General features: G+C 37.1%; 16 protein-coding genes. 5 read left to right on the forward strand and 11 right to left on the reverse strand.

Going from position 1 to position 25,268, the window contains the following annotated elements; all coding sequences use genetic code 11:
- Positions 1 to 2 precede the first annotated feature (2 nt).
- The 6 genes from pssE to JNUCC23_RS20850 all read right to left on the reverse strand — a co-directional run bounded on the left by pssE (position 3) and on the right by JNUCC23_RS20850 (position 8,283).
- On the reverse strand, positions 3 to 482 hold the full coding sequence (pssE, locus tag JNUCC23_RS20825) for a PssE/Cps14G family polysaccharide biosynthesis glycosyltransferase (protein ID WP_454213352.1): 480 nt from the start codon (positions 480 to 482) through the stop codon (positions 3 to 5).
- Positions 479 to 964, reverse strand: a complete 486-nt coding sequence (gene pssD, locus JNUCC23_RS20830; protein ID WP_454213354.1) for a PssD/Cps14F family polysaccharide biosynthesis glycosyltransferase — start codon at positions 962 to 964, stop codon at positions 479 to 481. The genes pssE and pssD overlap by 4 nt, the downstream gene beginning before the upstream one ends.
- A 3-nt stretch (positions 965 to 967) precedes the next feature.
- Positions 968 to 2,077 (reverse strand): glycosyltransferase, encoded by a 1,110-nt coding sequence (locus JNUCC23_RS20835; protein ID WP_454213356.1) that lies wholly within the window; start codon positions 2,075 to 2,077, stop codon positions 968 to 970.
- Between the two features lie 13 nt (positions 2,078 to 2,090).
- Positions 2,091 to 3,230: a polysaccharide pyruvyl transferase family protein gene (locus JNUCC23_RS20840; protein ID WP_454213358.1), complete on the reverse strand. Its 1,140-nt coding sequence runs from the start codon at positions 3,228 to 3,230 to the stop codon at positions 2,091 to 2,093.
- A 409-nt stretch (positions 3,231 to 3,639) separates the two neighbouring features.
- Positions 3,640 to 5,067, reverse strand: a complete 1,428-nt coding sequence (locus JNUCC23_RS20845; protein WP_454213360.1) for an N-acetylmuramoyl-L-alanine amidase — start codon at positions 5,065 to 5,067, stop codon at positions 3,640 to 3,642.
- A gap of 1,197 nt (positions 5,068 to 6,264) precedes the next feature.
- On the reverse strand, positions 6,265 to 8,283 hold the full coding sequence (locus tag JNUCC23_RS20850; RefSeq protein WP_454213362.1) for a phosphodiester glycosidase family protein: 2,019 nt from the start codon (positions 8,281 to 8,283) through the stop codon (positions 6,265 to 6,267).
- Between the two features lie 298 nt (positions 8,284 to 8,581).
- Here JNUCC23_RS20850 and JNUCC23_RS20855 point away from each other — a divergent pair, with 298 nt between their 5' ends.
- On the forward strand, positions 8,582 to 11,554 hold the full coding sequence (locus tag JNUCC23_RS20855) for an SH3 domain-containing protein (RefSeq protein WP_454213364.1): 2,973 nt from the start codon (positions 8,582 to 8,584) through the stop codon (positions 11,552 to 11,554).
- Positions 11,555 to 11,715: 161 nt separating this feature from the next.
- Positions 11,716 to 13,995, forward strand: coding sequence for a S8 family peptidase (locus JNUCC23_RS20860; protein ID WP_454213366.1), 2,280 nt, complete (start codon positions 11,716 to 11,718; stop codon positions 13,993 to 13,995).
- Between the two features lie 125 nt (positions 13,996 to 14,120).
- Here the strand turns inward: JNUCC23_RS20860 and JNUCC23_RS20865 are convergent, their stop codons facing one another.
- On the reverse strand, positions 14,121 to 16,205 hold the full coding sequence (locus JNUCC23_RS20865) for a 5'-nucleotidase C-terminal domain-containing protein (RefSeq protein ID WP_454213368.1): 2,085 nt from the start codon (positions 16,203 to 16,205) through the stop codon (positions 14,121 to 14,123).
- A 258-nt stretch (positions 16,206 to 16,463) separates the two neighbouring features.
- Between JNUCC23_RS20865 and JNUCC23_RS20870 the strand changes: the two genes are divergently transcribed.
- Positions 16,464 to 17,582, forward strand: coding sequence for an S-layer homology domain-containing protein (locus tag JNUCC23_RS20870; RefSeq protein ID WP_454213370.1), 1,119 nt, complete (start codon positions 16,464 to 16,466; stop codon positions 17,580 to 17,582).
- Positions 17,583 to 17,886: 304 nt separating this feature from the next.
- Here the strand turns inward: JNUCC23_RS20870 and JNUCC23_RS20875 are convergent, their stop codons facing one another.
- Positions 17,887 to 18,063: a hypothetical protein gene (locus tag JNUCC23_RS20875; protein WP_454213372.1), complete on the reverse strand. Its 177-nt coding sequence runs from the start codon at positions 18,061 to 18,063 to the stop codon at positions 17,887 to 17,889.
- Positions 18,064 to 18,764: 701 nt separating this feature from the next.
- On the opposite strand from JNUCC23_RS20875, the gene JNUCC23_RS20880 reads away from it, so the two are divergent.
- Together JNUCC23_RS20880 and JNUCC23_RS20885 are read left to right on the forward strand one after the other, a co-directional pair.
- Positions 18,765 to 20,225, forward strand: coding sequence for an MBOAT family O-acyltransferase (locus tag JNUCC23_RS20880; RefSeq protein WP_454213374.1), 1,461 nt, complete (start codon positions 18,765 to 18,767; stop codon positions 20,223 to 20,225).
- Positions 20,226 to 20,240: 15 nt separating this feature from the next.
- The gene (locus tag JNUCC23_RS20885) at positions 20,241 to 21,266 is read left to right on the forward strand and encodes a hypothetical protein (RefSeq protein WP_454213376.1); all 1,026 of its coding nucleotides are present in this window, start codon (positions 20,241 to 20,243) and stop codon (positions 21,264 to 21,266) included.
- Positions 21,267 to 21,497: 231 nt separating this feature from the next.
- Here the strand turns inward: JNUCC23_RS20885 and JNUCC23_RS20890 are convergent, their stop codons facing one another.
- From JNUCC23_RS20890 to JNUCC23_RS20900, 3 genes are all read right to left on the reverse strand, one after another.
- Positions 21,498 to 22,754 carry a LysM peptidoglycan-binding domain-containing protein gene (locus tag JNUCC23_RS20890; protein ID WP_454213377.1) on the reverse strand — a complete coding sequence of 419 codons (1,257 nt, stop codon included), beginning with the start codon at positions 22,752 to 22,754 and terminating at the stop codon, positions 21,498 to 21,500.
- Positions 22,755 to 23,241: 487 nt separating this feature from the next.
- Positions 23,242 to 23,514 carry a hypothetical protein gene (locus JNUCC23_RS20895; protein WP_454213379.1) on the reverse strand — a complete coding sequence of 91 codons (273 nt, stop codon included), beginning with the start codon at positions 23,512 to 23,514 and terminating at the stop codon, positions 23,242 to 23,244.
- A gap of 285 nt (positions 23,515 to 23,799) precedes the next feature.
- On the reverse strand, positions 23,800 to 25,257 hold the full coding sequence (locus JNUCC23_RS20900; RefSeq protein ID WP_454213381.1) for a CoA-acylating methylmalonate-semialdehyde dehydrogenase: 1,458 nt from the start codon (positions 25,255 to 25,257) through the stop codon (positions 23,800 to 23,802).
- Between the last annotated feature and the right edge of the window lie 11 nt (positions 25,258 to 25,268).

Genomic DNA, 25,268 nt, shown 5'->3' on the forward strand with positions numbered 1-25,268 from the left:
AATTATATCCCATCGACAAAGTCTTTAATTATGGAAAGGATCTGTCCTCTTCCACTTTTAAACGGAACTGGCTGAAAAGTTTTAATTTGCTTTAACACATCTCCAAGATCCATTCCCTCTGTCCAAGAGAGAATATGTCCTGCTTGATAAAACTGCTTCACAATTTCAAGCTGATGATCGTCATTGTGTTCACCATACTTTATCAGCCTAGGTGCTGCAATAACTTTCTTCCCCATTTTCACGCCCATGGTAATGGATCCAGTTCCCCCATGCGCAATAATACACGAAGCATCCTGATACAATTTCTCCATTTCTTTATAGGACATAAATTTAATCAACTTCAAGTACTTTGTTTCAAATTCAGTATGTCCTAATTGAACGATAACTTCCTCTTGAATATTGTGTTTAATAATTTCAGCTTCTATCGCTTCTAATAGCCTGTTAAAAGGGAGCTCATGAGTTCCCAGAACAACAAATATCAATAGATCGAACCTCCATAGACCGCCTTTGGATAGTGTTTCTTCATCCCTTCCCATTGCACGATGAACAGATCGGAAATAGGATAAATTAATCTTCCTGATATAGTCGGGGTCGTCGTTTTGGCAAAGCTCTCAATAAAGATTACCTTTTTGCCAAACAATTTCGCAATATAACACATCGGCACGGCAGTATGGGCACCGGTTGTAATAACGACATCTGGCTTTAGCTTCCAAAAATAATAAAAAGATTTCACCGTATTAAAGGAAAGTTTAAACATGTATTTAAATAAGTAATTTCGCGCACCATATACTAGAAACGAGATAGGGTACTTTTTTGCCAAATCTTCAGTGATCACTGACTTCTCCGTAATAATATGGTATTCATAGTGCTCAAATAACGGCTCCAGCTGTAATAGTTGGGTTAAATGCCCACCTAAAGAAGAGATAAATAAAACCTTTTTTCTTTTTTTGTGTTTTTTACCCATATCCTACCCTCCAGTAGGAAAATAAACTTCTTGAATAACACGTCTCGTTAATTTTTCCTGGTCATTTTCCATTGCTTTTTTCAATCCATTTGTAACAAGAGTTTTGGCATAATCTTTGTCATTCAATACTTTCATAATTCCAAGGGATAATGCTTCCGCATTTTGAGGAACTATTAATTCCCCATTATGGTCTTCCAAGAGATATTTTAACCCTCCCACGTTCGAGGCAACTACAGGCGTCCCACAAGCCATAGCTTCAAGGGCGACTAATCCAAATCCTTCGATATGTGAAGGTAAGATAAATACATCCGCTGCAGACATCATTTGCGCGATATCCGTCTGTGGCATCGCATGTAAATACTCGACATGCTTCGTTAATCCTGAACCCTCTATTTCCTGATCCAGAAGCGCTTTAAAGCGCTCATCTTTGGCTGCGCCTATTAAATAAAGCTTTAGCGAAGGGTAAGCCTCTATCATCCCTTTCACTGCCTCAATCAGTTCTAAGATCCCTTTTTGCTTAATAATATTCCCTACAAATAAAAGTGTAGGATCATTAGTTTCTGAAACATTAAGAGCTCTACGGGCTACTGGCTTTTCAACTGGTCTAAATACGGTTCTATTCACTCCCATATTAATTAAGGAGAGCGCTTGTTTCTCTACACCAAACTCCGTATGTATCGTTTCATATAATTCTTCTCCCACAGCAATCACATGATCGGCAGAGGTAAGAGTCCGCTGCGTAATTTTAAAAAGAGTCGCATTCTTTCTTGCCATCTTATCGATGTCTCCGCCGTGAGAAGTGATGATTAATCTTTTTTTCCAGATTTTCTTGTAAAACATGCCTAAAAAACCACTTGGAAAAACATAATGAGCATGAATAATATCATACTTAAATCCTTTAAATATTAAATTGATCATAACCTGAAAAAACCAAAAACCATATTTCTTTGCGACATTAATCTTTCCGCTGTTTGGATTATCGATTGCAATTACATCCACGTGCAAACCCTCTGCTTTCAGTGCCTGTACCTGATTTTTCACAAAAATCCCAAAGCTTTTATGCTTTTCAGTCGGATACATATTGCTGATAACCAATACCCGTTTCTTCGACATGAATACCTTACTCCTAACGAATAATTTGATCTAGCTGTAAAAACCCCTTCTCTGCCTTCTTGAGCTGCAAAGTAGATAGTTGCATAAATTCCTTTTGGGACTTTTCCCAGTCCTGCTTTAATGCATGAAACTTTGCGCTGATTACATCAGGCTGAAAAAGTGTCTCTATATCAATGTAAAGGTCTTCCCTGTCTATCTGTTTCATAAAATTTTCCACTTTTTTGTGGTATCCAATTCCGATAACCGGTGTGGATGAGGCAACAGATAGAATTAAAGAATGCAGTCTGGTGCCGATGATTACGTCTTGTTTCTCACAAAGTTCAATAATCTTTTCTGGATATATATTTTCACGCATCACATTCACATGATCTTTTTGTGTCATTTCATTAAAAATATCCTCTGTTACTTTAACATCTTGAGGGTATTTTGTAGAGAAAAATGTTACTTCAACACGATTATTCGAAATCAGCTCATCTAAGTTAGCCGCCATTCCTTTCACATAAGCTTGATACTTCGCTTCATCCGGAGTCGGCCAATACTCTTTACTAAAGTAAGGAACAGCAGTTACACCGATTCTCTTAATTTCATTGGTCCCCATTCTTACAGTTTTAGGTTTCAGGTAAAATGCAGGGTCACCAATAATAGGAATGTCTTTTTGAGTGTTCAGTTTTTTTAATAACTCACAAGATTCATGATCCCTCACCGAGATAGACGAACTGCTTCGAATCATCAATTTGATTAGCGCTGCCCCAATCTTTGTACGTATCGGTCCTGCTCCTACGCCGAATATAGCAATTTTGCAGCCATAGATTTTTCCTGTCGCGGCAAGGCTTGAATATAGCGGCATGTCCCGTTTATACATATCCATGAGAATTCCGCCGCCACCAAATATAAGAACGTCAAGTTCCTTGACAATCTGTCGACGTGATTGCAAAGTTGCTACAATGGTTGAAAGGATATTGCTTTTCTTATGAATAAGGTATTCGGAACGGATACCATACCGTTCATACGTATTCTCAGGATGGTTGCTGAAAATAACTAAGTCTTCTCTTTCAATTCCATAGCGTTCGTTTAATACCGTTAAGATTCCTTTTAAAATGGCTTCATCGCCATTATTGTCATGACCATAATTTCCTATTATTCCAATTTTCATGTAAACACCTATGTCTTTTCATTTTCTATCAAAGATAACTATAAATCAAAAAATTATGCATGCATACGATTCAAACTATCACGAAAACAGCATACGTGTATTATAGCAATATTTTAGAAAGAATAAAAATAACAACTGTTAATTCGGCTTATTTTTCCAAAGGCTTATTTTTATATACAGGATTGCTATGCTAATCATCAGAATCCGACTGAAATGAACATCGTGTGTATACGGAAACATCTAGTATGAAGAGTACCTTGGTTCTAATAAGTTGTTGTAATCACAGCATAATTACAAATTTTTACACAAAAATCAGTTTATATTTCACAGTTTTTAATAACACAGATTAAATTAGTGTAACAAAAAAGACGGCTTTTAAGACCGTCTCATTTTTGTAAAATTGATAGAATCAATTACTGTAATATTCTTTTATTCCTTTATAGATTGCCTCCGCATAAATATCCTGATATTGCGAAGATGTTAGCTTCAATAAGTCACCGGAATTACTGATAAAACCTAATTCAACCAAAACGCTTGGGATTATATGGTTTTTAATAACATAGAAGCTTCCATCTTTTATTCCCCGGTCTCCCATATTTGCCATAGCTACGATTTGCTTTTGAATATCGGCTGCTAACTCCTTACTTTCCGCTGCATTTTCTCCACCAGAATAATACCAAGTTTCCGTGCCCTTTGCACTACTTCCTGCTGCATTCACATGAATGCTCACAAAAAGCTCAGCATATTTACTTTTTGCGATTTCAACTCGATCAGGCAAGGTTGGATACGTATCACTTTGGCGAGTCATGATAACCTTAGCCCCATCCTTTTCAAGACGTGCTTGGACCTTTTTCGCTACATTAAGCACAATGGTCTTCTCATTATACTTTCCATTTACCGCACCTGGATCTTTTCCGCCATGACCAGCGTCTATTACAATAATTCGATTACTCAATGGGCCATTACCGGCACTTTTCATTTTTAAATAGGATTTATGTACATAGCCTGTTTTCTTATTGTACGTAATTTTAGCCCAATATCCGCTAATACTGTGAACACTCACGACATTACCTTTAGTGAGTTTTGAAACAATACTTGAGGAAGATGAAGCACTGCTTCGCATATTTAACGAATTCACCGTAACTTTCCCGCTTGCAACGACTCCTTGAACAGGTACTTCTTTATCGACTACCTCAACTTTAAATTTATCGTTTAATCCTCTGCTTAGGAAGGCTGAGAATTGTCCTCGGTTAACATAGGAATTAGGATCGAATCTGTCATTATTCCCATTTGAAATGCCATTATAATACAAGGCCTGAATAAATTCATAAGCCCATTGAGCTTTGGCTACGTCATTGAATGCCTGCACCTTACCAGCGGCGGTTTTTGTATCAAGATCAAACGCAATGGCAATGATTTTACCCATTTGCGCTCTTGTAAGGGGATCATCCGGATTGTAGTTACCGTTCGATCCGGATATTAATCCTAATGAACGTGCACTCTCAATCCATCCGTATGCCCAATGATCTTTAGGAACATCGGAGAATGAAGCTTTAGCAGGCTTAACTTCAGATTTTCCACGAGCAATGACTAACATTTTTGCGGCTTGTGCTCGGGTTACTGTGTTCCCCGGTCGGAATGCTTTACCGTCGCTCTCTGAATAGCCTGTAATAATTCCTAACCCCGTTAGGTAATTGATTTCTTCAAAAGCAAAATGATCAGACGGGACATCTTTAAATGTTGCTCCTTCTGCATAGGCAGTAGTTTGACTTCCAATTAATAAAAATCCAATGACAAGACAGCAACAGATTGTAATAACTTTTCGACAATTCGTCACTTAAAGTTGCTCCTCTCTCTTTTTTATATTTTAAATTGGCTGCTTCCGTAAACTTTGTTGCTACTCAATCACAAAGAGGTATGGTTGATTTTGACTCCAGAAGTCTCTGATCTTCCGCTACAATCAACTCTTTACAGAACCTATTTATAACAACAATCCTTTTTGAAAACCGCTTTTAAATTTAATAGATTACTAAGTATCATGAGGCTTTCACGAACATATCTTAAGTAAACTCGTTACAAGTAATCGATGTTATCAATATAAGGAGAAACTTCTTATGTAAACAAAATTCTTTTTCCAAACATCGTTTGAAGTGATAATCGAATATCCTGTCACATTTGAGATTTACTTTGCCAATAAATATCATGCGTGTATTGACTGCTAGATTGATAATGTTTGTACAAATTTACTAGATCACAACTATGATCAGATATACCCTAGTCTTTACATCCATTCATTTCCACTAATCTCCTGATTGTTACAAACGTTTAAAAGTAGCTTCACTGCCAAGTAATTCAATCTACACGAAATGCAAGAAAACTCTGTCCGGTTTCGATTCAATTGTGGAGATTGTATTAAGAAGATCCGCTATTTTCTACAAAAATCAATTTCATTATTTATTTGATGGGTAGATTTCAACAAGCTAAAGGCGACCAATAATATTTGTTCGATTTTGATTTGCATTGACAAGAGTTGTTCAAGTAGACACTAAAAGTAGAAAGTATCATGAACTTTAGGTACTTTTTTTGCCATATTCTAATGTATAAGGAGATCCCTACTAGCAAATGGATCTGAATCCTATCCCGTCTTTTGGCTATCTTGCCAATTGTTCAATGATTAAGCGCAATCTTTCGAGTCTTTTAGTAGGTCAAAAATATTGCCTCAATGTTTATCTACTTTCAGCCCGTTACCGAAAAAATCGTGAAAAAAAGAGAAGCGTTAATCAACTATTCATTTTTTTCATATTTAAATCACCCCTTACTATTTGTACCATATTTTAGGAGCGGATTTATCACTTTTTTTAGAAATCTACTAAAAAATAAGTGAATCCATGGAAGTTTATCAATTTTTATGTAGGAATTAGTCAGAATTTGGTCGCTCTACAAATACCAAACTACATAATAATACAAAGGAACTGACAAAATCTACTCATTAGTATCGGTCAATTCCTCTATATTTGAACCTATTTACTTAAGATCATTTCGTAAAAATGCGATATAGGAAGGCACTAAATTGTGCACGCGTCACAAAATCACCTGGATTAAAAGTCTTTTCCTCATTGATCACCGCTATTTGATTTGCAGATAAAGCATGGATTTCCTTATATGCCCAGTAATCTAGCGGCACGTCTTTGAAGGCTTGTTGCGGCATTCCCTCAAGTTTATACGCTCTAGCCAGAATAGCAGCCATCTGAGCTCTTGTTAACGTTCCATTTGGATCAAAATCGATCATATTATTTTTCCCCGTCATCACACCCGCATTGGCAATAGCTGAGATTTCTTTAAAATACATATGTGAAGCTGGAACATCGCTAAACTTTACCGAACCTGGAGTTTCGAGGGGAAGATTTAACGCACTTGCCATAAGCTTAGCTGCATGCATACGAGTCAATGTTGCTTCAGGTTTAAATTGCCCGGTGATATACCCGGTGATGATTTTCTTATCACTTAAATAATTGATTTCTTTAAATGCCCAATGATCAGCAGGTACATCGGTATATTTAGGATTTACAACAACATCCTTAACAGTAATCGGCAGTTTCTTTACCGCCGATCCGTATGTTCCCACGATATATCCTTCACCTTTTTTAGTCGCAATAAATGTATTACCTTCCATTCTTCCTACGTCGCCTTCAACCGAATAATGGACAAGGCCCGGATTAAACGGTAGCAAAGTGAGGTTTTCATCTAGCGCATAATCATGTTGGACAGTAATCGTTGAACCTACTGTAATTACATCATTAGATGATTTTTTAAACTCAAATACTTTGGCTTCCCCATAAGGTGCCGTATTCACGGCTTGTAATACAGTAGATACAGATCGCTCAGTTTTGTCTGAAGGCTTGTTCACCACAGTAGCATATATATCCCCTGGTTTTCTAACTGCCATGGTCGTTGAGCCACCCCCATCTAAGTTGATCGCTCGGTCAGCGCCGATGGAAACTAGATATTGTGCGAATTCCATAAGATTCATCCCACGACTATATCCGGTTTGCCGTCCATCAACAGTGATGAAAAACACCTTTTTCCCCGTTTTATCAAGTGCTACAGCAGTCCGGGGAGCTCTTTCTTTTGCCCGGGCACTGCTTTGACTGATTGTCATGTCGACCTGTCCATTTTTAACAATCATCGGCCCGCTGGCCAGCATACTTTTTGCATTTTTCCATTTATCATCGACATTGATTACGAGATTAATAGATTGTCCTGGTTTTACAGAAGCATATTTAGCAGCCTCCTCTCCCCCTTGAATGGATAAGACATATCCATTTTGCGGTATATAGGATCCCCCTCTTCCATAAGGAGTCACTTCCTTGACTATTCCTGTAATCGTCTCACCAAAATTAAATCCCGTGTCCAAGGTCTTTGATACATTTTCAACAACAATTTCCATACCAAAAGTATTCGTTCTAGTAGAATCGTAGCTCCAAGTTGGCGTGTATAAAATTGTTTCCTTTGTACCACGCTCCTTGTTAATTGAAGAAATAGGCTTACGCACTCCTTCAATCTCTACATACGAGTCATATCGAAACACATCAATCTGTGGAGCACCAGATTCAACAATTCCAAATGCAGAAGGCACACTCATATATTCTCCTGATCCAGTAGAGATTACCCCTAGAGTAGAAACTAGGTTATTTTGAGCAACCAAATAGGCAGGCATTCTAGTTGAAGTGTGAAAGAACGAACCATTAATCGCCCCAACAACATTGTGCCCTTCGTACGTATTTGCCTTCGCTCTCGCAGATGTAGTTCCAAGCTTATTGACCGGACTCATAATACTCGGTTCAATGGTAAGATTCGACCGATTTAGGTCGATACTCATTACTCTCGCAGCCTGCTCTAGTGAATTGATCTTAAATCGATAATCGGCATAATCAACTCCAGGAGTTACCGTATATGATTCATTCGCTGTAGCTGCATTTGCATGAATGCTAGGAAGACCATGTAATAACAGCATCAAGATTCCTATAACTTTGAATAATTTTCGTTTCTGCAATTCCTTGTTTCTCCACCTTTCAAACTTTCAATCTTTTTCCATTCTAAGAAACTATTAAGTGTTTATCAATGCATTTCATAGATTACAATCTTGTAAAAATCAAATTAAAATCTACTAATTCATGAAAAATATAGTAGAATCAATACAACAACCTTAACAACCTTCCTGTATTTACCTCTATTGGAATTTATATTTCGGGTTAAGCCCACCCTCTTAGTAGGTAATATTTCCCACTACATATTTGCAATTTTTGGTCGATATTCAGGGTAGGTACAAAATAACATAAGGAGATTATTAAATGATTAAAAAAGCAAGTTTACTACTTACTTTATGTACACTCTTAATCTTTTCAATTTTGAGCCCCTTACAGATTGAAGCGGCAACAACAGAAAACTCTGCAACTACTTCTCTATTTAAAGTTGTCACAGATTCAGCAGTGGTGATTTCGGAAGATGGAAATGAAGCTGGGCTTCTTTTTAAAGGAGCGCAATTCTCAGGTATGGATGACAATGATGATTTTGTGTCATTTTTCATCGGAGAACATTCCTTCACTATTAAAAAAACCGCATTAGAGAAAGCAGAGGGCGATATACCTCTCAATGCACCAGAGGTGACTGACGAAAGTTCGATCAGATATGTAAAAGCAAATAACGCAATTGAATTATTTTCTATCAATGCAGAAGAAAGAGCAGCTGCTTTTCCAAAGGATTCTGTATTTCCACTAGTTTCTGAGGAGTCAGATTATTATTTGGTAGCTATTGGATCTGTGTCATATAAAATCACTAAGGATTCAAGCGTTACAATCTCAGAAGAAGATCCACAATTAGATGGAACAGAAGAAATTGTAACGGAACCAGCTATAGAAGAGGAACAAGGAACTGTAACTGAACCAGATATAGAAGAGGAACAAAGAACCGTAACAACTCCGGCTGTAGAATCGGTTCCTGATGAATCAGTGACTCATGTAGAACAAATAGAAGAAAAGGGAACAATGCAAACTGACAAACACTCCGATGTGACGGTGAGCAAATTCCAAGCAGCAAACGAAACACCAAGCTTTACTGCTGCGACCAAGTACTTTAAGCCCAATATTGACCAATTAATTGTATACGACAATAGCACAGGCAGCTTAGTACCTATGGGGTATCTTGTGAAGAATCAGACATATGAAAGAGACTCTTCCCTCGGTGCCAATTGGCATAAAATCAAATTTGGCAGTAAATTCGGATATGTACACCTTCCTTCGACTGTACCAGGAAATAAAACAGAGCTTCCGAATCCTGTTAAAGAATCAGAAACAGAGCGAATGATTACAATGAAAACAAATGCGGTTGTTCAGGATAACTCAAGCGGTGCACTTGTCCCAATGGGAGTAATCAACAGTGGGGTTTCATACCCTATTACAGGAAAAATGGGCAATTGGTATAAAGTGAACTTTTCTGGAAGAGCAGGCTTTATCCATAGTAATCAAGCAACTGAAGCTTTTAGTTCAAGTGATAAATTTTTCCTTACAATCAAGGATACCCCTGTCTATGACAATAGCACCGGAAGTCTTGTACAAATTGCAGAACTTCCGAAGAATCAAGTGTTTAGCAGATTAGGTGATTTAGGTGCAAATTGGCATAAAATTCAATTGGGCAATAAACCATATTATGTAGCAAAGGTTAATACTGTTCCTGACACGGGTGCAACGATCAAAAACAAAAACACTGCAGTCACTACTTCAACAGCCTTCGAAACAATAAGTGCTGTAGATGTGTTTGATAATTCATCAGGCGCATTAGTGAAATTTGGAACACTATCAAAGGGTGTTAAAGTAAATATTACCGGCACGATGGGAAATTGGCATAAAATTGATTTTGGCGGACGAATTGGCTTTGTTCACCAAAGCAATACGAAGATACCTTTTAAAACGACCGATCAATATTTCGAAGTGTATGAAGATGATGTATGGATATATAATAATCCATCAGGCGCACTGCAGCCTGTGGCCAGATTACAAAAAGGTCAGACTTATCAACGTATCAAAGAATCTGGAGACTGGCATGAGGTCAAGTATGGTAACGGAATAGCTTATGTTTTAGCTCAACCTACCAAACCATCAACGAGTACCGCAGCCAAGAATTTCAATACAGCAAACCTAAAAAATAGTGACAAGGATTTCATTACTAGAGAGGACACAGCTGTATTTGATAACACAAGCGGCAAGATGGTACAATTTGCGACCATTTTGAAAGACGAAAGATATCCGATTATTGACGAAAGCGGGTCTTATTGGAGGATTTCACTCGGTAATCGAATCGGCTATGTGGAAAAGTCTTCCGTTATCGTCGGACCAATCTTTAAAACAACCCAATATACAAAAACATTGCAAGAAGTATTAAATATTCAAATGACAAAAAGCCCTCAAACGGATTTGTACCGCAATAACAAAGCGTATGTTCATAAAGACTACGTAACAGTATCCAGCCCGATTACAATATATCCGGCTACAGGAGTTGTAAACACGTCATCGCTTAATATTCGTGATGGAGCTGGAACAGACTATCGTATTGTCGGCAGTTTGAAACAAAACACAACAGTTAAGATTAACTCTTTACAGGGCAATTGGTATGAAATTACATACGGACCGTGGAAAAATGCGAAGGATACAGATGTCATACAATATTTAGATCCTAATAAATTTTCACAAATCAGCTCTGAATATTTCCAATTCCTGGTTCTTTCCCAAAATGCAGGAATCAGCGCGACAGAGATTAACCAAAAGATTCTTTCTACTAAAGGAATCCTAAAAGACAAAGGAGCATCCTTTGTTCAGGCAAGTCAGCTCTATAATATTAATGAGCTGTATCTTATCTCTCACGCCTTATTAGAAACAGGAAATGGAACTTCAAATCTTTCTACTGGCGTTTTAGTAAGCAGTGTAGATGGAATCCCTGTGACACCAAAAATGGTTTATAATATGTTTGGGATCGGCGCTTTGGATGCATGTCCGCTACAATGCGGTTCAGAAACGGCTTATAAAAACAGCTGGTTCACGCCTGAAGCAGCCATTACTGGTGGGGCGAAATTCATCTCAGAAATGTACGTCAACCACCCTATTTACAAGCAGGATACCTTGTACAAAATGAGATGGAACCCGCAAAATCCAGGAACACATCAATACGCAACCGATATCGGTTGGTCTGTTAAACAAGTAAACAATATCAAGAAATTATATGATTTAATAGATGCGTATACACTCTACTTTGATTTTCCAGTTTATAAGTAAACGGTAATACATTGTTCCATGAGAATCTCCTTTTACTAATGAGGGCGCGATTCTTGTGGAACTTTTTTCATTTTGACGGTATTAGATTAATAGATTTGCATAACTACTTTTTTCCTACTTGCATTTCATTCAAATTCAATGAAACAAAGGAGTTGGACAGATTGCTTGCAAGAATTAGTGCATTGTTCATTTTGTTTTTCCTATTATTTACTGAGTCAGCCGAAGCAGGTGAACAGAAGGAATGGATTTTATATTTTCAATCGATAGAAGGAGCCGATAGGTTTGCTGCAAACGAGCAGGAACATATTTTAAACCAAGACGGCAGGATTATTAAAGCCCAATACTTTGAGGGCGAACTTCCGCAAATAAAAGAACAATTATTAAAAATCGAACCGAATTATCCAAAGAGCAGCGCTGCGGATTCAATCATAAATGATCCCTCTTACTCTCTTCAATGGGGATTAAAGAGCATTCATTTCGATAAAGTGTTTTCCTCCTTCAATACGGTTCAAAATCTAGTTGCTGGAAAAATGATCACAAACGGAAATGAACAATTCACTTATCAGAAAACACCCTTTTCTTCTACCGATTTTTCCATTCAACTCGGTCAGGATAGACTCTCTCGCCTAAGTGTTGAATTAGAACTTATTGAAGGACCATGGACACTTTCTGTATATGACTCAACCGGAAAATTAATTACGAAGAATGAAGGAGAATTACAAAGGTTGGATGTCGTTTTACCGAAAGATACAACACTACATACTATACAAGTGAAAATTGAACCAAAACAAACTTGGAGTAAAAAACCTATTATTCTGGAAGTAACTGGTGTCAATCATTTATTGATTGCTGTCATTGATTCTGGAGTGAGTATTCATGAAGACTTTTGCAGTAATATTCTCTATTCACTTGGCAAGGACTATGTTGAAAATCTGAAATGGCCTGAAGATTTATTCGGCCATGGAACACATGTAACTGGGATTTTAGCTGCATGTACTAATAACCAAAAGGGAGGAACAGGAGTACTCGGAGATGCAGATGTCGATATTCTCCCGCTTAAAGTATTAAATAAGCGTGGAATGGGTGACGACTTTGAAATTGCTTTAGCAATAAAGGATGCAATAGAAGCTGGTGCCGAAATCATTAATCTAAGTCTTGCAGGTAGAGGGGAGACATCTATATTAAAGGAAACAATTGCAGAAGCTGTACAAAAAAACATACTAATTATCTCTGCTGCAGGTAATTGGAATATATTGACCGACAAAGTATATCCCGCCTCCTATGATGGGGTGATCGCTGTTTCTAGTACAACCCCTTCTATGACAAAGGTCCCCTCTTCAAACTTCGGTTGGGAGGTCGATATTAGCGCACCTGGACAGGCGATTTATAGTACTTTTCTAAATAACAGTTACTCCAACATGACCGGGACTTCAATGGCTACCCCATTTGTAACTGGTGCAGCAGCTTTAATTAAGCTGAACAACCCAAACTATGACGCAATAAAAGTAAGAAACACCTTAATCCATTCAGCTACTGATTTGAGTATTAAAGGATACGATATTGAAACTGGCTATGGATTACTCAATCTTCAGAACGCTATGCAGACAATGGATACGAGTTCACTTAGTTGGTTATCTTTAAATAATGGACAACCGCTTAACAAACTAAAAGAACAAATTCTCGGAGTTAGTACAACTCTGGCAGGGAAGCAGCTTCTTGTATTTGCTAACGAAACAGAATTATATGCAGCACCTGCACTACCTTTACGTAATCCGATAAGTTTTTCAGAATACGATGCCAATAAAAAATATACAAGAATCTTCTCTTTAATTTTGGATAAAAATGAGAACATACTAGATTCAAATTATATCAATGTTTCACATCCAGATATCACGGACACAATAGCATTCTCCGATGTTCATTCAAACCACTGGGCATATTTAGATATTATCAAGGGTGCCGAAATAGGACTTATAAATGGATATGAAAGTGGGAAGTTCCAGCCTAACAGTCCGATTACAAGAAAGCATACTACGATGATGTTAAATCGTCTTTTTCAATGGGAATTGTCAGGTCCCTCGAAGAGCCCTTTTAGTGATGTAACGAAAAGTCTAAAAATGGATTACTTGTCTTTACTGGTCGCATTTAACCAAGGGGTGATTAACGGCTACAAAGATGGTACATTCAAGCCAAATAATCCGTTGACCCGTGGACAAATGGCATTGATTATAGCCCGCTCCCTCGAACCAGATGGATTTACATTTACAGGTCAGCCTTATCCATTTAAGGACATTAAGAATGGTGAAGAAATTTATCAAGCTGTGCAGCTTTTGGCCGAACGAGGGATCATTACCAAGCAGGATTATTTTCGGCCGCTAGAATCAATCACACGTGCCCAATTTACTACAATGCTTATGAGGACCTACAAATACATCCATTGATAGATGAAGATTTTTAATGTTCAAGTGAGAGATTTCCAGTTTGGTAAAATGATCTCGATTATTAACACAGCACAATAATGACAAAGAGACCGACTCATTTGAGTCGGTCTCTTTGTTTAGCATCTTTACTTTACTTGAGCCAAAAATTTAGAAACTACTTTGGCAGCTTGCTCACGAGATGCCTGGCTAAATGGCTTGTACTCATCACCATATCCTTGAATAATTTCTAATTCATAAGCCATACTGATGGCTAATTGTGTTCCCTTATCTAACTTACTAATATCCTTAAATACTGCTTGCTTACTTAATTTCTCTATATTTTCCTCATTTTCCATTTTCCAATCAAATGCTCGTTTAATTATCAACGCCATTTGAGAGCGGCTAACAGGTTTGTTCGGTTCAAATTTTGCCGGATTTACACCTTTAACAAGTCCATTTTCGTATGCTGCTGCGATTTCTTGCTTTGTTGTCTCAGCAACATTAGATAGATCGGTAAACGGTGCTTGCTTCGTTGCTTTAAGATCAAACGCTCTTACTAGGATAGATGCAAATTGGGCACGTGTAAGATTTTTCAATGGTGAATACGTAGAAACCGTTGTTCCTTTTACTAAATCTTTTGCATACAAATCCGCAATGTAAGAATGCGCCCACGCATCTTTACTTACATCCGTGAACGGTAGGTAAGTAACGATACGGTTCTCTTTAACGTTTTTAATTGGGCTAGTTTTCTTAATGTAGTCAATTAACACTTCATCAAGGGCACCATAGTCACCAACAAGCGGACCATTCGCAAACATGGTATAGTCATCTCCACCTACTGCTATGAAGTCATTTGTAGCTATAGTGTACTCTTTGGTTAAATTTACAGGGGCACCTGCAATCGTTAAGTTTTTAATCCGATTCCCTTTAGCTGCTTTCACATCGATTTCAAATGTGATCCCTGATACATGTGGGAATGCACCTTTTACATTGGGATAATCGCCTGCGCCATGTTCAAGCCCTGCTTTAATATCTGCACCAGTGAATTTCTTCGTTACAAGGAAATTCCCAAATGGTAAAACGCTTATAACATCTCCTACTGTAATATCTCCCGCAGCAATGGACTCTCGGATTCCACCGCCATTTGTGATTGCTGCATCAGCGCCAGAGATGGATACCATAGCATCTGTTAACAGGTTTCCTAGGTTCGTTTCACCTGCACGTACTTGTTCACGTTTTCCATCAAGGTTGGTTTCAGCTATACCAATTTTTACTGATGTAATCGCTCCTTGCCCTTCTTTAATATCAGCTATTAGCTTTTCCACATCTTTATCATTAGGAGTGTTTGCTGCAGTTTCCTTAGAAATTAGAGAAGCTGTCTTGTCTTTTAACTCTTTACCTTCAAACGTTAGTTCAACTACACCCAAATTATTTGAATATTCACCTGTGCTGGCAATTAATGTGTTATTGGCAGCTTCTTTACCATTTTCAAAAACAGTATGGCTATGGCCATCTAGAATGACATCAATTCCAGGTACTTCTTCTGCAATTTTATATGAAGTATCTGTGCTAGATTTATCTACGCCTAAGTGAGCTAATGCGATGATTACATCTGCACCTTCATCTTCTAATTTCTTTACAGCCTTAGCCGCTTCTTTTGATGGATCAGCAAAATTAAGACCCTCAACATTTTTCGGGTTTGTTTTATATGTAGTTTCTGGTGTGGCAAGTCCGAAGATTCCAACTTTAATATCGCCCACAGTTTTAATCATCATTGATTCAAGTAAGCTGGAATTATCAACCTTTTTATAAATATTCGCAGCTAAAATTGGGAAATTCACGTTCTTTTCAAGTTCAAGTAATCTTTCATACCCATAGTTAAAGTCGTGGTTACCGACCGTCATAGCATCATAACCAATTTGATTTAAAATCTTAGCAATACTTTCTCCTTTTTCCATAGTAGCAAAAGGAGTTCCGTGGAATGTATCTCCAATATCAAAAGTCAACGTATGATCTGGATTCTTTGCCTTTTCTTGCTTAATCAGACCAGCGAGCTTCGCATAGCCCATTCCCCCATCTGCCGGTAACACCTTTGAATGTATATCATTCGTATGCAAGAGTGTAATCGTTGTTTTTGCATCTGCAGCATATGCTGGGTGAAGAATACCAAACGAAGATAAGAATAAAACAAATGCTAGTAAAAATGATAAACTTCTTTTCATACTTTTCATGTTCATCCTCCTTATGTTTTTTACATGCATGTCCATTATAATACGGATCGTTACAAAAATATCAAGAATACCTAAATTTACAAAATATTAACTTTAATATAATATGTATTTCAATTTTCCTGGAAATGATGAAATCGCATAGACTGTATCGAAGTAAGATACACAAATCATCTTATGGATTTTTATACAAAAAGGTAAAAATAATCCAATTTTATGATACAATAAAAAGGTTAAATATCATGTAGAGAGGGATAATATATGTACAAAAAATTATGCTCAGTTTTGATTAGTCTCTTCATAGTATTCAATTTGGATGCAGCTCACACCGAGGCAGCCCCAGTATCTTTTAAAGACGTACCAAACAGTTTTTGGTCTAAGGATGAAATTTCTTATCTAGCAAATTCTAATATAATAGTAGGCTATAAGGACGGAACTTTTCGTCCTAATAATAATGTCACAAATGCTCAAGTAGCTATTATGCTTACTAGGGCATTAAACCTAAATCTTAATGGACATCCAAATCCAAATTTTAGTGATGTAAGTTCTAAACATCATGCATTTAAAGAAATTGCTACAGTTGTTCATCAAGGGATTTTTCCAAAGGGAGAGAAATTCAATCCCGAACAATTTATAACAAGGGAAGCCATGTCACGGGCTATATCTAATGCTTTTAACTTAAAAGGAACAAGTAAAGTCGGGTTTATCGATATTCCGGCTTCTTATTGGGCACACCAGTATGTAACAAGACTTGCTGCTAATAGAATTGTTATTGGATACCCTGATAAGACATTTAAGCCTAAAAGTATTGTTACAAGAGCTCAATTCTCTGCTTTTGTAGCACGTGCCCTTAATGATTCATTTAAAACACAAGATATAGAAGAATATCGAAATCAATTTAGATCGATCGCCCACGGGCTTAAATTGAATCCTAAAATGACATATGAGTATCAGCATAATAGAGGGAATAACACATGGAAAGAAACTTGGAAATATACAGGTAAATCTTATGGGTTTGATAACTGGACTGCCTATTCAGAAAATGGCGAAAGAATTTATTATGCATACATTGATGAACCTAATAGAATGGCTGTGGGTTGGCAGCAGTCAGAAATTGGGTTTGAAATACCTTATCCGCTAACACTAGATACAAAGTGGTCTTTTGGTGATGTTGAGTGGAATGGCTATGTAGACTATTATGTTGTTACCTCAACTACAAAGACGATCACTACCCCTGCAGGGACTTTTGAAAATGTTATCGAAATTAAGAACTACGATGGCTACTATTCTTATTATGTAGAAGGAATTGGTCATATTTTAACGATAGACAATACACAAAAACCTGCACAGAGAACGAGTGAACTGATTAGATATTATTAAAAACTAAACTTGTAAAAATATCATTTTTTAGGAATTAACATATTTGAAATCTTGTAAGTAATAACAAAACATAAGACTCCTTTCAACAGGGCGAGGTCTTATGTTTTCTTTTTGTTCAAAATATTATAACCGTGAAAGATTCCATTTGCTTGCGAATTCATTTTTTGAGAAGTGAGTGAAACTTCCATCAGTGGAGGGATCTTTCAGTCCCACTGATGGTTAGTACTGTCTCTAACCGTTAGCTAAAGCTTCGATAAAGCGACACTACCTGTATATTTGCTGTATCTAATTTATAGTTTCCGCTTTAGTCGTTGCAAAAATCAAGACTTAAAGAAACTTTATCAAAATTCTCAGTGTCTGCTCCAACTACGTTCACGGTTGTAACTACATATCCGTTTTCTTCAGGCTGTAGGATATCCGGAACTGACGTAAACAAGTCATATGTATCTAAAACGGTACCGTCTTTACCTTTGAAATACACCTGAACTCCGTTTGGATCGGAAGCTCCATCCCTACTATTCTTTAACCTAGCTGAATAGTGGCCTTAAACAGGTCCAAATTTATCTATCCACATTTCATGAGCCTCTTGCGGAAACTCAATATTGGCTTCTGCCTGTTTTCTACGTTTTTCTTTGGCCATTCTTAATCGGTACTTACTATCGTTTTACCTGAGTCACAAGCAACCAAGCCCAATGCCGATACTACAGCCGAAAAACTCATCGAAAGTTTTTTTATCATCCCCCCTTAAATTCACATAATTGAAAAGTACATGAAGTATCAGCCACAGAAAAAAATATCACACCCATCGAAGTTAGAATACAGAAAAATTTCCATTACCCGAGTTTGTATAAAAGTAAGCTCTCATTAAAATGATAACCACTAAGAGAACTTAGCCTCCCCCGAAATCTCGTTGGATACTGTAAAAGCCTAATAACTATAGGATTTCTCTAAGATTTACCTTCAAAAAAGATTGTAAGGTGTTATGAGATTTAATGTATAATGGGATAAGCTTCTTTAAAGGAAATAATAGTTATTGGAAGACCTGCAGTGCACCTTTCATACGCTCTCCTCTTTTAGAATTTCCAACCGAGTCTATTTGAATTTTCTATAGAGAAGAGATGCACAATGGATAATCACTGATTTTATTATGTGAAAAAATGTAGAAAAAAGAGAGTGATTTGCATGCTATTTAATTCATTTGTTTTTATTTTCGTATTCTTTCCTATTGTGTTTAGTGGATATTTCTTATTGAACTACTTCAAGAAAAATAATTTAGCTATCTATTGGTTGGTTTTATCCTCCTTGTTCTTTTATGGTTACTTTAATCCGAAATATTTATTTCTAATTTCGGGATCCATATTGTTTAACTACTATTTAGGCTGGTTAATTATTAGGACGGGGCCACAAAACAAGAAGAAAATTCTACTAACCTTTGGTATCCTGTTTAACGTTTCACTACTAGGTTTTTATAAATATGCAGATTTCTTTATTAGTAATACCAATTATGTCTTAGGAACAAATTTCAATTTTCTATACTTAGTCCTGCCATTAGGCCTTAGTTTTATTACCTTTCAAAAAATCGCATATTTGGTTGACACTTATCGTGGTGAGACCGAGGATTATAAGCTTTCTACCTTTGCATTATTTGCAACCTTTTTCCCGCAGCTTATCGCCGGGCCTATAGTTCATCACAAAGAAGTCATCCCTCAGTTCGAAGATGAGAGAAATAAAAAGGTTAATTGGGACAATACCTCTGTAGGTATTTTAATTTTTATAATCGGGTTAACAAAGAAAGTCGCAATTGCTGATACAGTAGCCATTTGGGCTAATGATGGGTATCAACATTATCAAAATTTAACCTTTGTTGAATCTTGGATTACTTCCCTTTCCTACACAGTGCAGCTCTATTTTGATTTTAGTGGATACTGCGATATGGCAATCGGATTAGCGTTATTATTTAATATTAAATTGCCGGCTAACTTTAACTCACCATATAAAGCTAGAAATATCCAGGATTTTTGGAAAAGATGGCATATGACTCTAGGTAGATTCCTCACTAAATATATCTATCTTCCTTTAGGCGGGAATCGGAAAGGCTCCACGCGAACGTATATTAATATATTTTTAATTTTCTTCATCAGTGGCTTTTGGCATGGTGCCGGGTGGACCTTTATCATTTGGGGTGTGCTACACGGCCTCGCTTCGATTGTCGTTAGATTATGGGGTAAAACAAAAATCACTCTACCTTTTTGGTTTTCCTGGTTTATTACATTCCAATTTGTAAACATCGCATGGGTATATTTCAGGGCATCAAATGTAGAACAAGCTAACACAATTTTATTGAAAATGTTCCATCCAGATTGGAACGAACTCCAAACCTTTTTATTTCACCCGTTATATCATTTTGTACAATCAGCTACTTTTCAACTAGGGTCCATTACATTAAACAATCCTAAAGTAATTGTTTTCTCACTTATAGTGTTATTGATGGTAACTTTTGTAACTAAGAACTCTATTGAATGGTTGGATAACTTTAAGCCAAAATGGGGATATATCATAGCTTCCCAATTGTTATTGATTGCTGTATTGATCAGCATTTTCTATATGCAAAAAAATAGTGAATTTCTATATTTTAATTTCTAATAAGGTGTGATCAAGTTGAATTCAAAGCAATGGATGAAGCGTTTCTTTCTCACAACATTGATCGTCATTGTATTGCCCGTTTCCGTAGTTTCTGGGTTCAATTTTTGGATTGACCCCCTATGGAATTTCCCCCACAAAAACGAATACAACGATTATCAAGTAGGGTTTGATGAAAGACAGCAGAAGACGAATTTTATTAACAGTAGAAAGTTTGATTATGACAGCCTGATGATTGGAACAAGCCGTGTCACATATATGGACGCAAAGAACTTTGAGGATGAACGGGTATTTAACTATTCCCTTAGCTCGCTGCACATCGATGAATATCTCCCTTATATTGATTACGTGACTAGTAAAAATAAAAAAGATTTCGATACGATTTATATGGAGCTTTACTATAATTCTTATAATCAAAATGAAAAGAATACGAACCAAGATCCTTCCATTTATATTGAGAAATCTGAGGAGCCTTTCTACAAGTACACATCACTTTTCTCTTATAGCACATTAGAATATTCCTTAGATAACTATAAATTTTCTAAGGAAAACAAGTATCCAGGCCCGAGAAGTTACACGAGGGATCTTGTTGCACAAACATCGTACTCAAATGATCGACTTCCCGCTCTATGGGATCGATTCGAGAAGAGCTTTAAAGCAGAAGCTTCTACTCCATTTGTATATGATAAGGATTATAAAAATAAGTTATTAGAATTAAGAAATGCTTATCCGGATACAAAATTTGTTGTATTTACCGAACCTGCGCCAGCCAAAAGACTAAATTTAGTTTTGTCTAATGAAGATCAAAAACAAGCCTATGATAGATGGTACAAGGATATGGTGAACGTTTTCGGGGAAGTCTATAGCTTTCAAGGGGAGACTCCTATTACTACGAATCTAGATTATTACTTTGATTGGTTTCATTATTACCCGGTCGTTGGAGATATGATGATTGATGCCATAGAAGCCCCGAAAAAACACAAAGACATCTTATACATGGTAAATAAAGAAAATGTTGATGAATATTTAAGTCAATTCGAATAAGAAGGGATATGAGAGAACCTCCCCCTTCTTCTCTAAGTAAAATTTCCTAAATCCAAAAAGGCAAAATTAGTTCCAATGAGGACTAATTTTGCCTTTTTTTGATTTAGAAATGTTTGGTTCTAGGAACCTATTAATACAATAAGACTTTCCTAACAAACAAAAAAAATGAGTACAGTGCGGAGCCACTCTTCGCTCTCTCCTCATTTTTAACATTTATAATAGATAATAGTATTACAAACTCTTATATCCCATAATTCGATTTTTAAAGTATGAATTATTAATAGAAGTAATCGTTACACCTTGACTTGAACTTGCATGGATAAATTCGTTATTTCCAATGTAGATTCCCATATGTGAAATAACCGCTTTACTATTTGTGGTCGTATCAAAGAATATTAAATCTCCTGGTTGTGGTGTTTTTACACTCTTGCCCATATCAAAATAAGTAGAGGATGAGACTCTTGGAACCTGGTAACCAGCTTTTTTAAATACATAATAGATGAAACCACTGCAATCGAAACCACCTGGTGATGATCCTGCCCATACATAAGGGGTTCCGAGTTGTTTCTTCGCTATGTCAATTAATGCCGATACTTGCTGATTTGTTACATCACTACTAGGGTCAGCTACTTGTTGAGATTCAGAAGCTGATGTACTATTTTTCGTAACTAAAGATTGACCAATATAAATAGTATCTGTATTTAGTTGATTAGCGGTTATTAATTGATTAACAGTCATTCCGAATTGAGAAGCAATCTTAGATAGAGTGTCCCCGGCTTTTACGGTGTATGTTGTACTTCCAGCCTGGGGCTGTGCTGGTTTAACAGCATTTACATCAGAAACACCATTACTTGGCTTAGTAACATTGCTCGTTTCAGAAGACTTTGTAAGTTGGAGTACTTGTCCAGGGTAAATTGTGTCGGAGCTAAGATTATTGATTGTCTTTATGTTGGATATAGTAGTACCGTTGTTATTAGCGATCTTCCAAAGACTATCTCCATTCTTCACTGCATAAGATTGTATATTTTGAGTATTGTTCGTCTCTGTACTTGGCAATTCTACAACTGTGCTATTCTTTGTCTCTGAGATGATAATCTTATCTCCTGGATATATTACTGTAGAAGACAAGGCATTTAAGTTTTTCAATTCACCAAGTGTAATTCCATACTTGTTCGCAATTTTTATTAGACTATCTCCAGAAACAACAGTATGTATAGTAGGATTCGTTTTATTAAAGGTTATGAGTGATGTAGACTGAGTATCTTTTGGTGTCGATTTGTGATCAATTAACAAAACTTGGTCCACATAAATAGCATCGGATTCTAGCTTGTTGATTTCTTTCAAATTAGCTACAGTCGTTTTCTTAACCTGGGCAATTTTATATAAACTATCTCCCTTTTTGACTGTATATGAATCCGCAAATGCAGACGGCGCGACCATTGAGGCTATCACGGCAGCTGTCGAGATAGTAAATATGGTTTTCTTCATTTTTCCCCATCCTTTTAACAAATGATTTACCCCAATTTTAGCAATCTTTCGCCAAAAACATCATTACAATTATATTACAAATGATGAAATGTAGTTATTCTTGTAGAAAAGGTAAATAAGTGCTTGGTCAAGCCCCGAATTATGTCGCCTGCTTGAATTCGTGCTCGTTCAGCTGATCCTTCTAGAATGACAGATAAACACACCCCAACTCAGCTACCGCCTTCATCAAGGGCAGATAACCATGATACCTACCAAGAAATTCACAAATCTTTGAAAGCCTCCTAATGACATATATGCCGAATACAAATCACGGTATTGGACCATTTCTTTACTTATTGGTTTCGTTAACACTTCATTATTCGTTCAAATTTAGGGCTTGATCCCAGTGACACTTATAAAAACAGAGCACCAGTGAAACGCTCTCTACCTATATAATCGTTTTCTATATTTCTGGACGGTCCCTGGCACCGAGGAATTAGAGGTTATTTTATGAGAGGAATACATGTATAGATAGTTGGAGTTGACTTTCAATTCTGGCGAGCTCCCTTTCATTGCACACGGTCTTTCCCCAAACATAGTCTTGAGCCTTTTGCATAGTTTTCAACAGATCAAGTATTTCATTATGGTGTTTCTCATTTCCATTACGTAATTCTTTTTTAGTAGCATCCATTGAATCTTGAATTTTCTTATCCATATTACCAGTGATTGTTATTAAATTAGCTAACATTTCTTCCATTCTTTCGAGTCTTCTCTTATCCATCTGTTTCCCCCCTTTTGACCTGATAATATGTATAGAGTAGGTGCCTGTCATTCCTTCAAATTTTTCAGAACTTATCGAAGGAATAGAAGGAGATGCCGGGCACCATCCAGAAATATGGACAACAAAAAAGTCAAAAAGCTATAAAATTAGCTTTCTGACCTTTTCCAATAGATGTTGATAGATTTGCATCAGATGTCATATTTCATCCTGACTGTCTACATTTCGAAATTGTGGCACCCTAATTACACTAATTGATTTCTAGGTAACACCTGACACCTTTCCAAATTACCAACGTGATGTTAGCATTTTTCGTCTTGTATAAAATTCGACTCCATCAGATCCATTTGCATGCAAATCGCCATAGAAGGAGTTTTTCCAACCTGAGAATGGGAAGAAGGCCATTGGTGCTGGAACACCGACATTGACACCGAGCATCCCCACTTCGATATTTTCTCTGAAATAGCGGACATCACTGCCGTTTTGGGTAAATAGGCATGCACCATTGCCAAAATCAGATTGGTTCGTTAATTCAATGGCTTCTTCTAAACTTTTAACTCTTACAATCGAAAGAACAGGAGCGAAGATCTCATCCTTCCAAATTTTCATCGATGTTGTTACTTGATCAAAAATAGTAGGTCCAATGAAGTAGCCACTTTCATGATACGATTCATCTTTACGGCCATCTCGAATGAGGACGGCCCCTTCTTCGACCCCACTCTCGATATAACCGGCAGTTCGTTCTTTATGTTCCTTGCGAATGACCGGTCCTAAGAAGACATCTTCTTCTAGTCCATTACCAATCTTAATTTCGTCTGCTGCTTCTGTTAGCCTTTTGATTAGAGGTTCTACGACTTCATCTACCGCAACGACAACAGAACAAGCCATACATCTTTCCCCAGCTGAACCATAAGCCGCTCCGATAATCTCTTTCACAGCCACGTCTAAGTCAGCACCAGGCATAACGATGGAATGGTTTTTGGCACCTGCTAATGCCTGAACACGTTTACCATGCGCAGAAGCAGTTTTATAGACATACTCTGCTACAGGTTGAGAGCCAACGAATGAAATCGCTGGTACGTCTTTATGTTCAAGAAGGCCATTTACTACATCATGTGCACCATGAACGATATTCAAGACACCATCCGGTAGTCCTGCTTCTTTAAACAGCTCTGCCAGACGATTGGCTAACAGTGGCGTTCTTTCTGAAGGCTTAAGGACAAATGTATTGCCGACTGCAATCGCAAGTGGGAACATCCAGCACGGAACCATCATTGGGAAATTAAATGGGGTAATCCCGCCGATTACTCCAACTGGATAACGATACATGCCTGACTCGATGTTTGATGCAATGTCTGGAAGCTGTTTTCCCATCATTAATGAAGGAGCACCAGCAGCAAACTCGACACATTCAATCCCACGTAGTACTTCGCCGTATGCTTCTTTGTAGCTTTTTCCATTTTCTTGCGTAATCAATTTCGCTAGATCTTCCCAGTTATCTACTAATAATTGCTGATATTTAAATAAAATCCGGGCGCGCTTTGGCACAGGTGTTTTACTCCACATTTTAAATGCTTCTTTAGCAACTTTTACTGCCGCTTCTACATCTTCTTTGGACGAAATCGGTACTTGCGCTAATTCTTCTCCTGTTGCTGGATTCGGTACCGTTTGATATTGATTTGTTTTCGCTTCTACCCATTCACCGTTTATATAGTTTTTTAATACATTCGTTATTGTTGTTGTCATGTTAAATCTCC

The sequence above is a fragment of the Peribacillus sp. JNUCC 23 genome, from assembly GCF_053653995.1.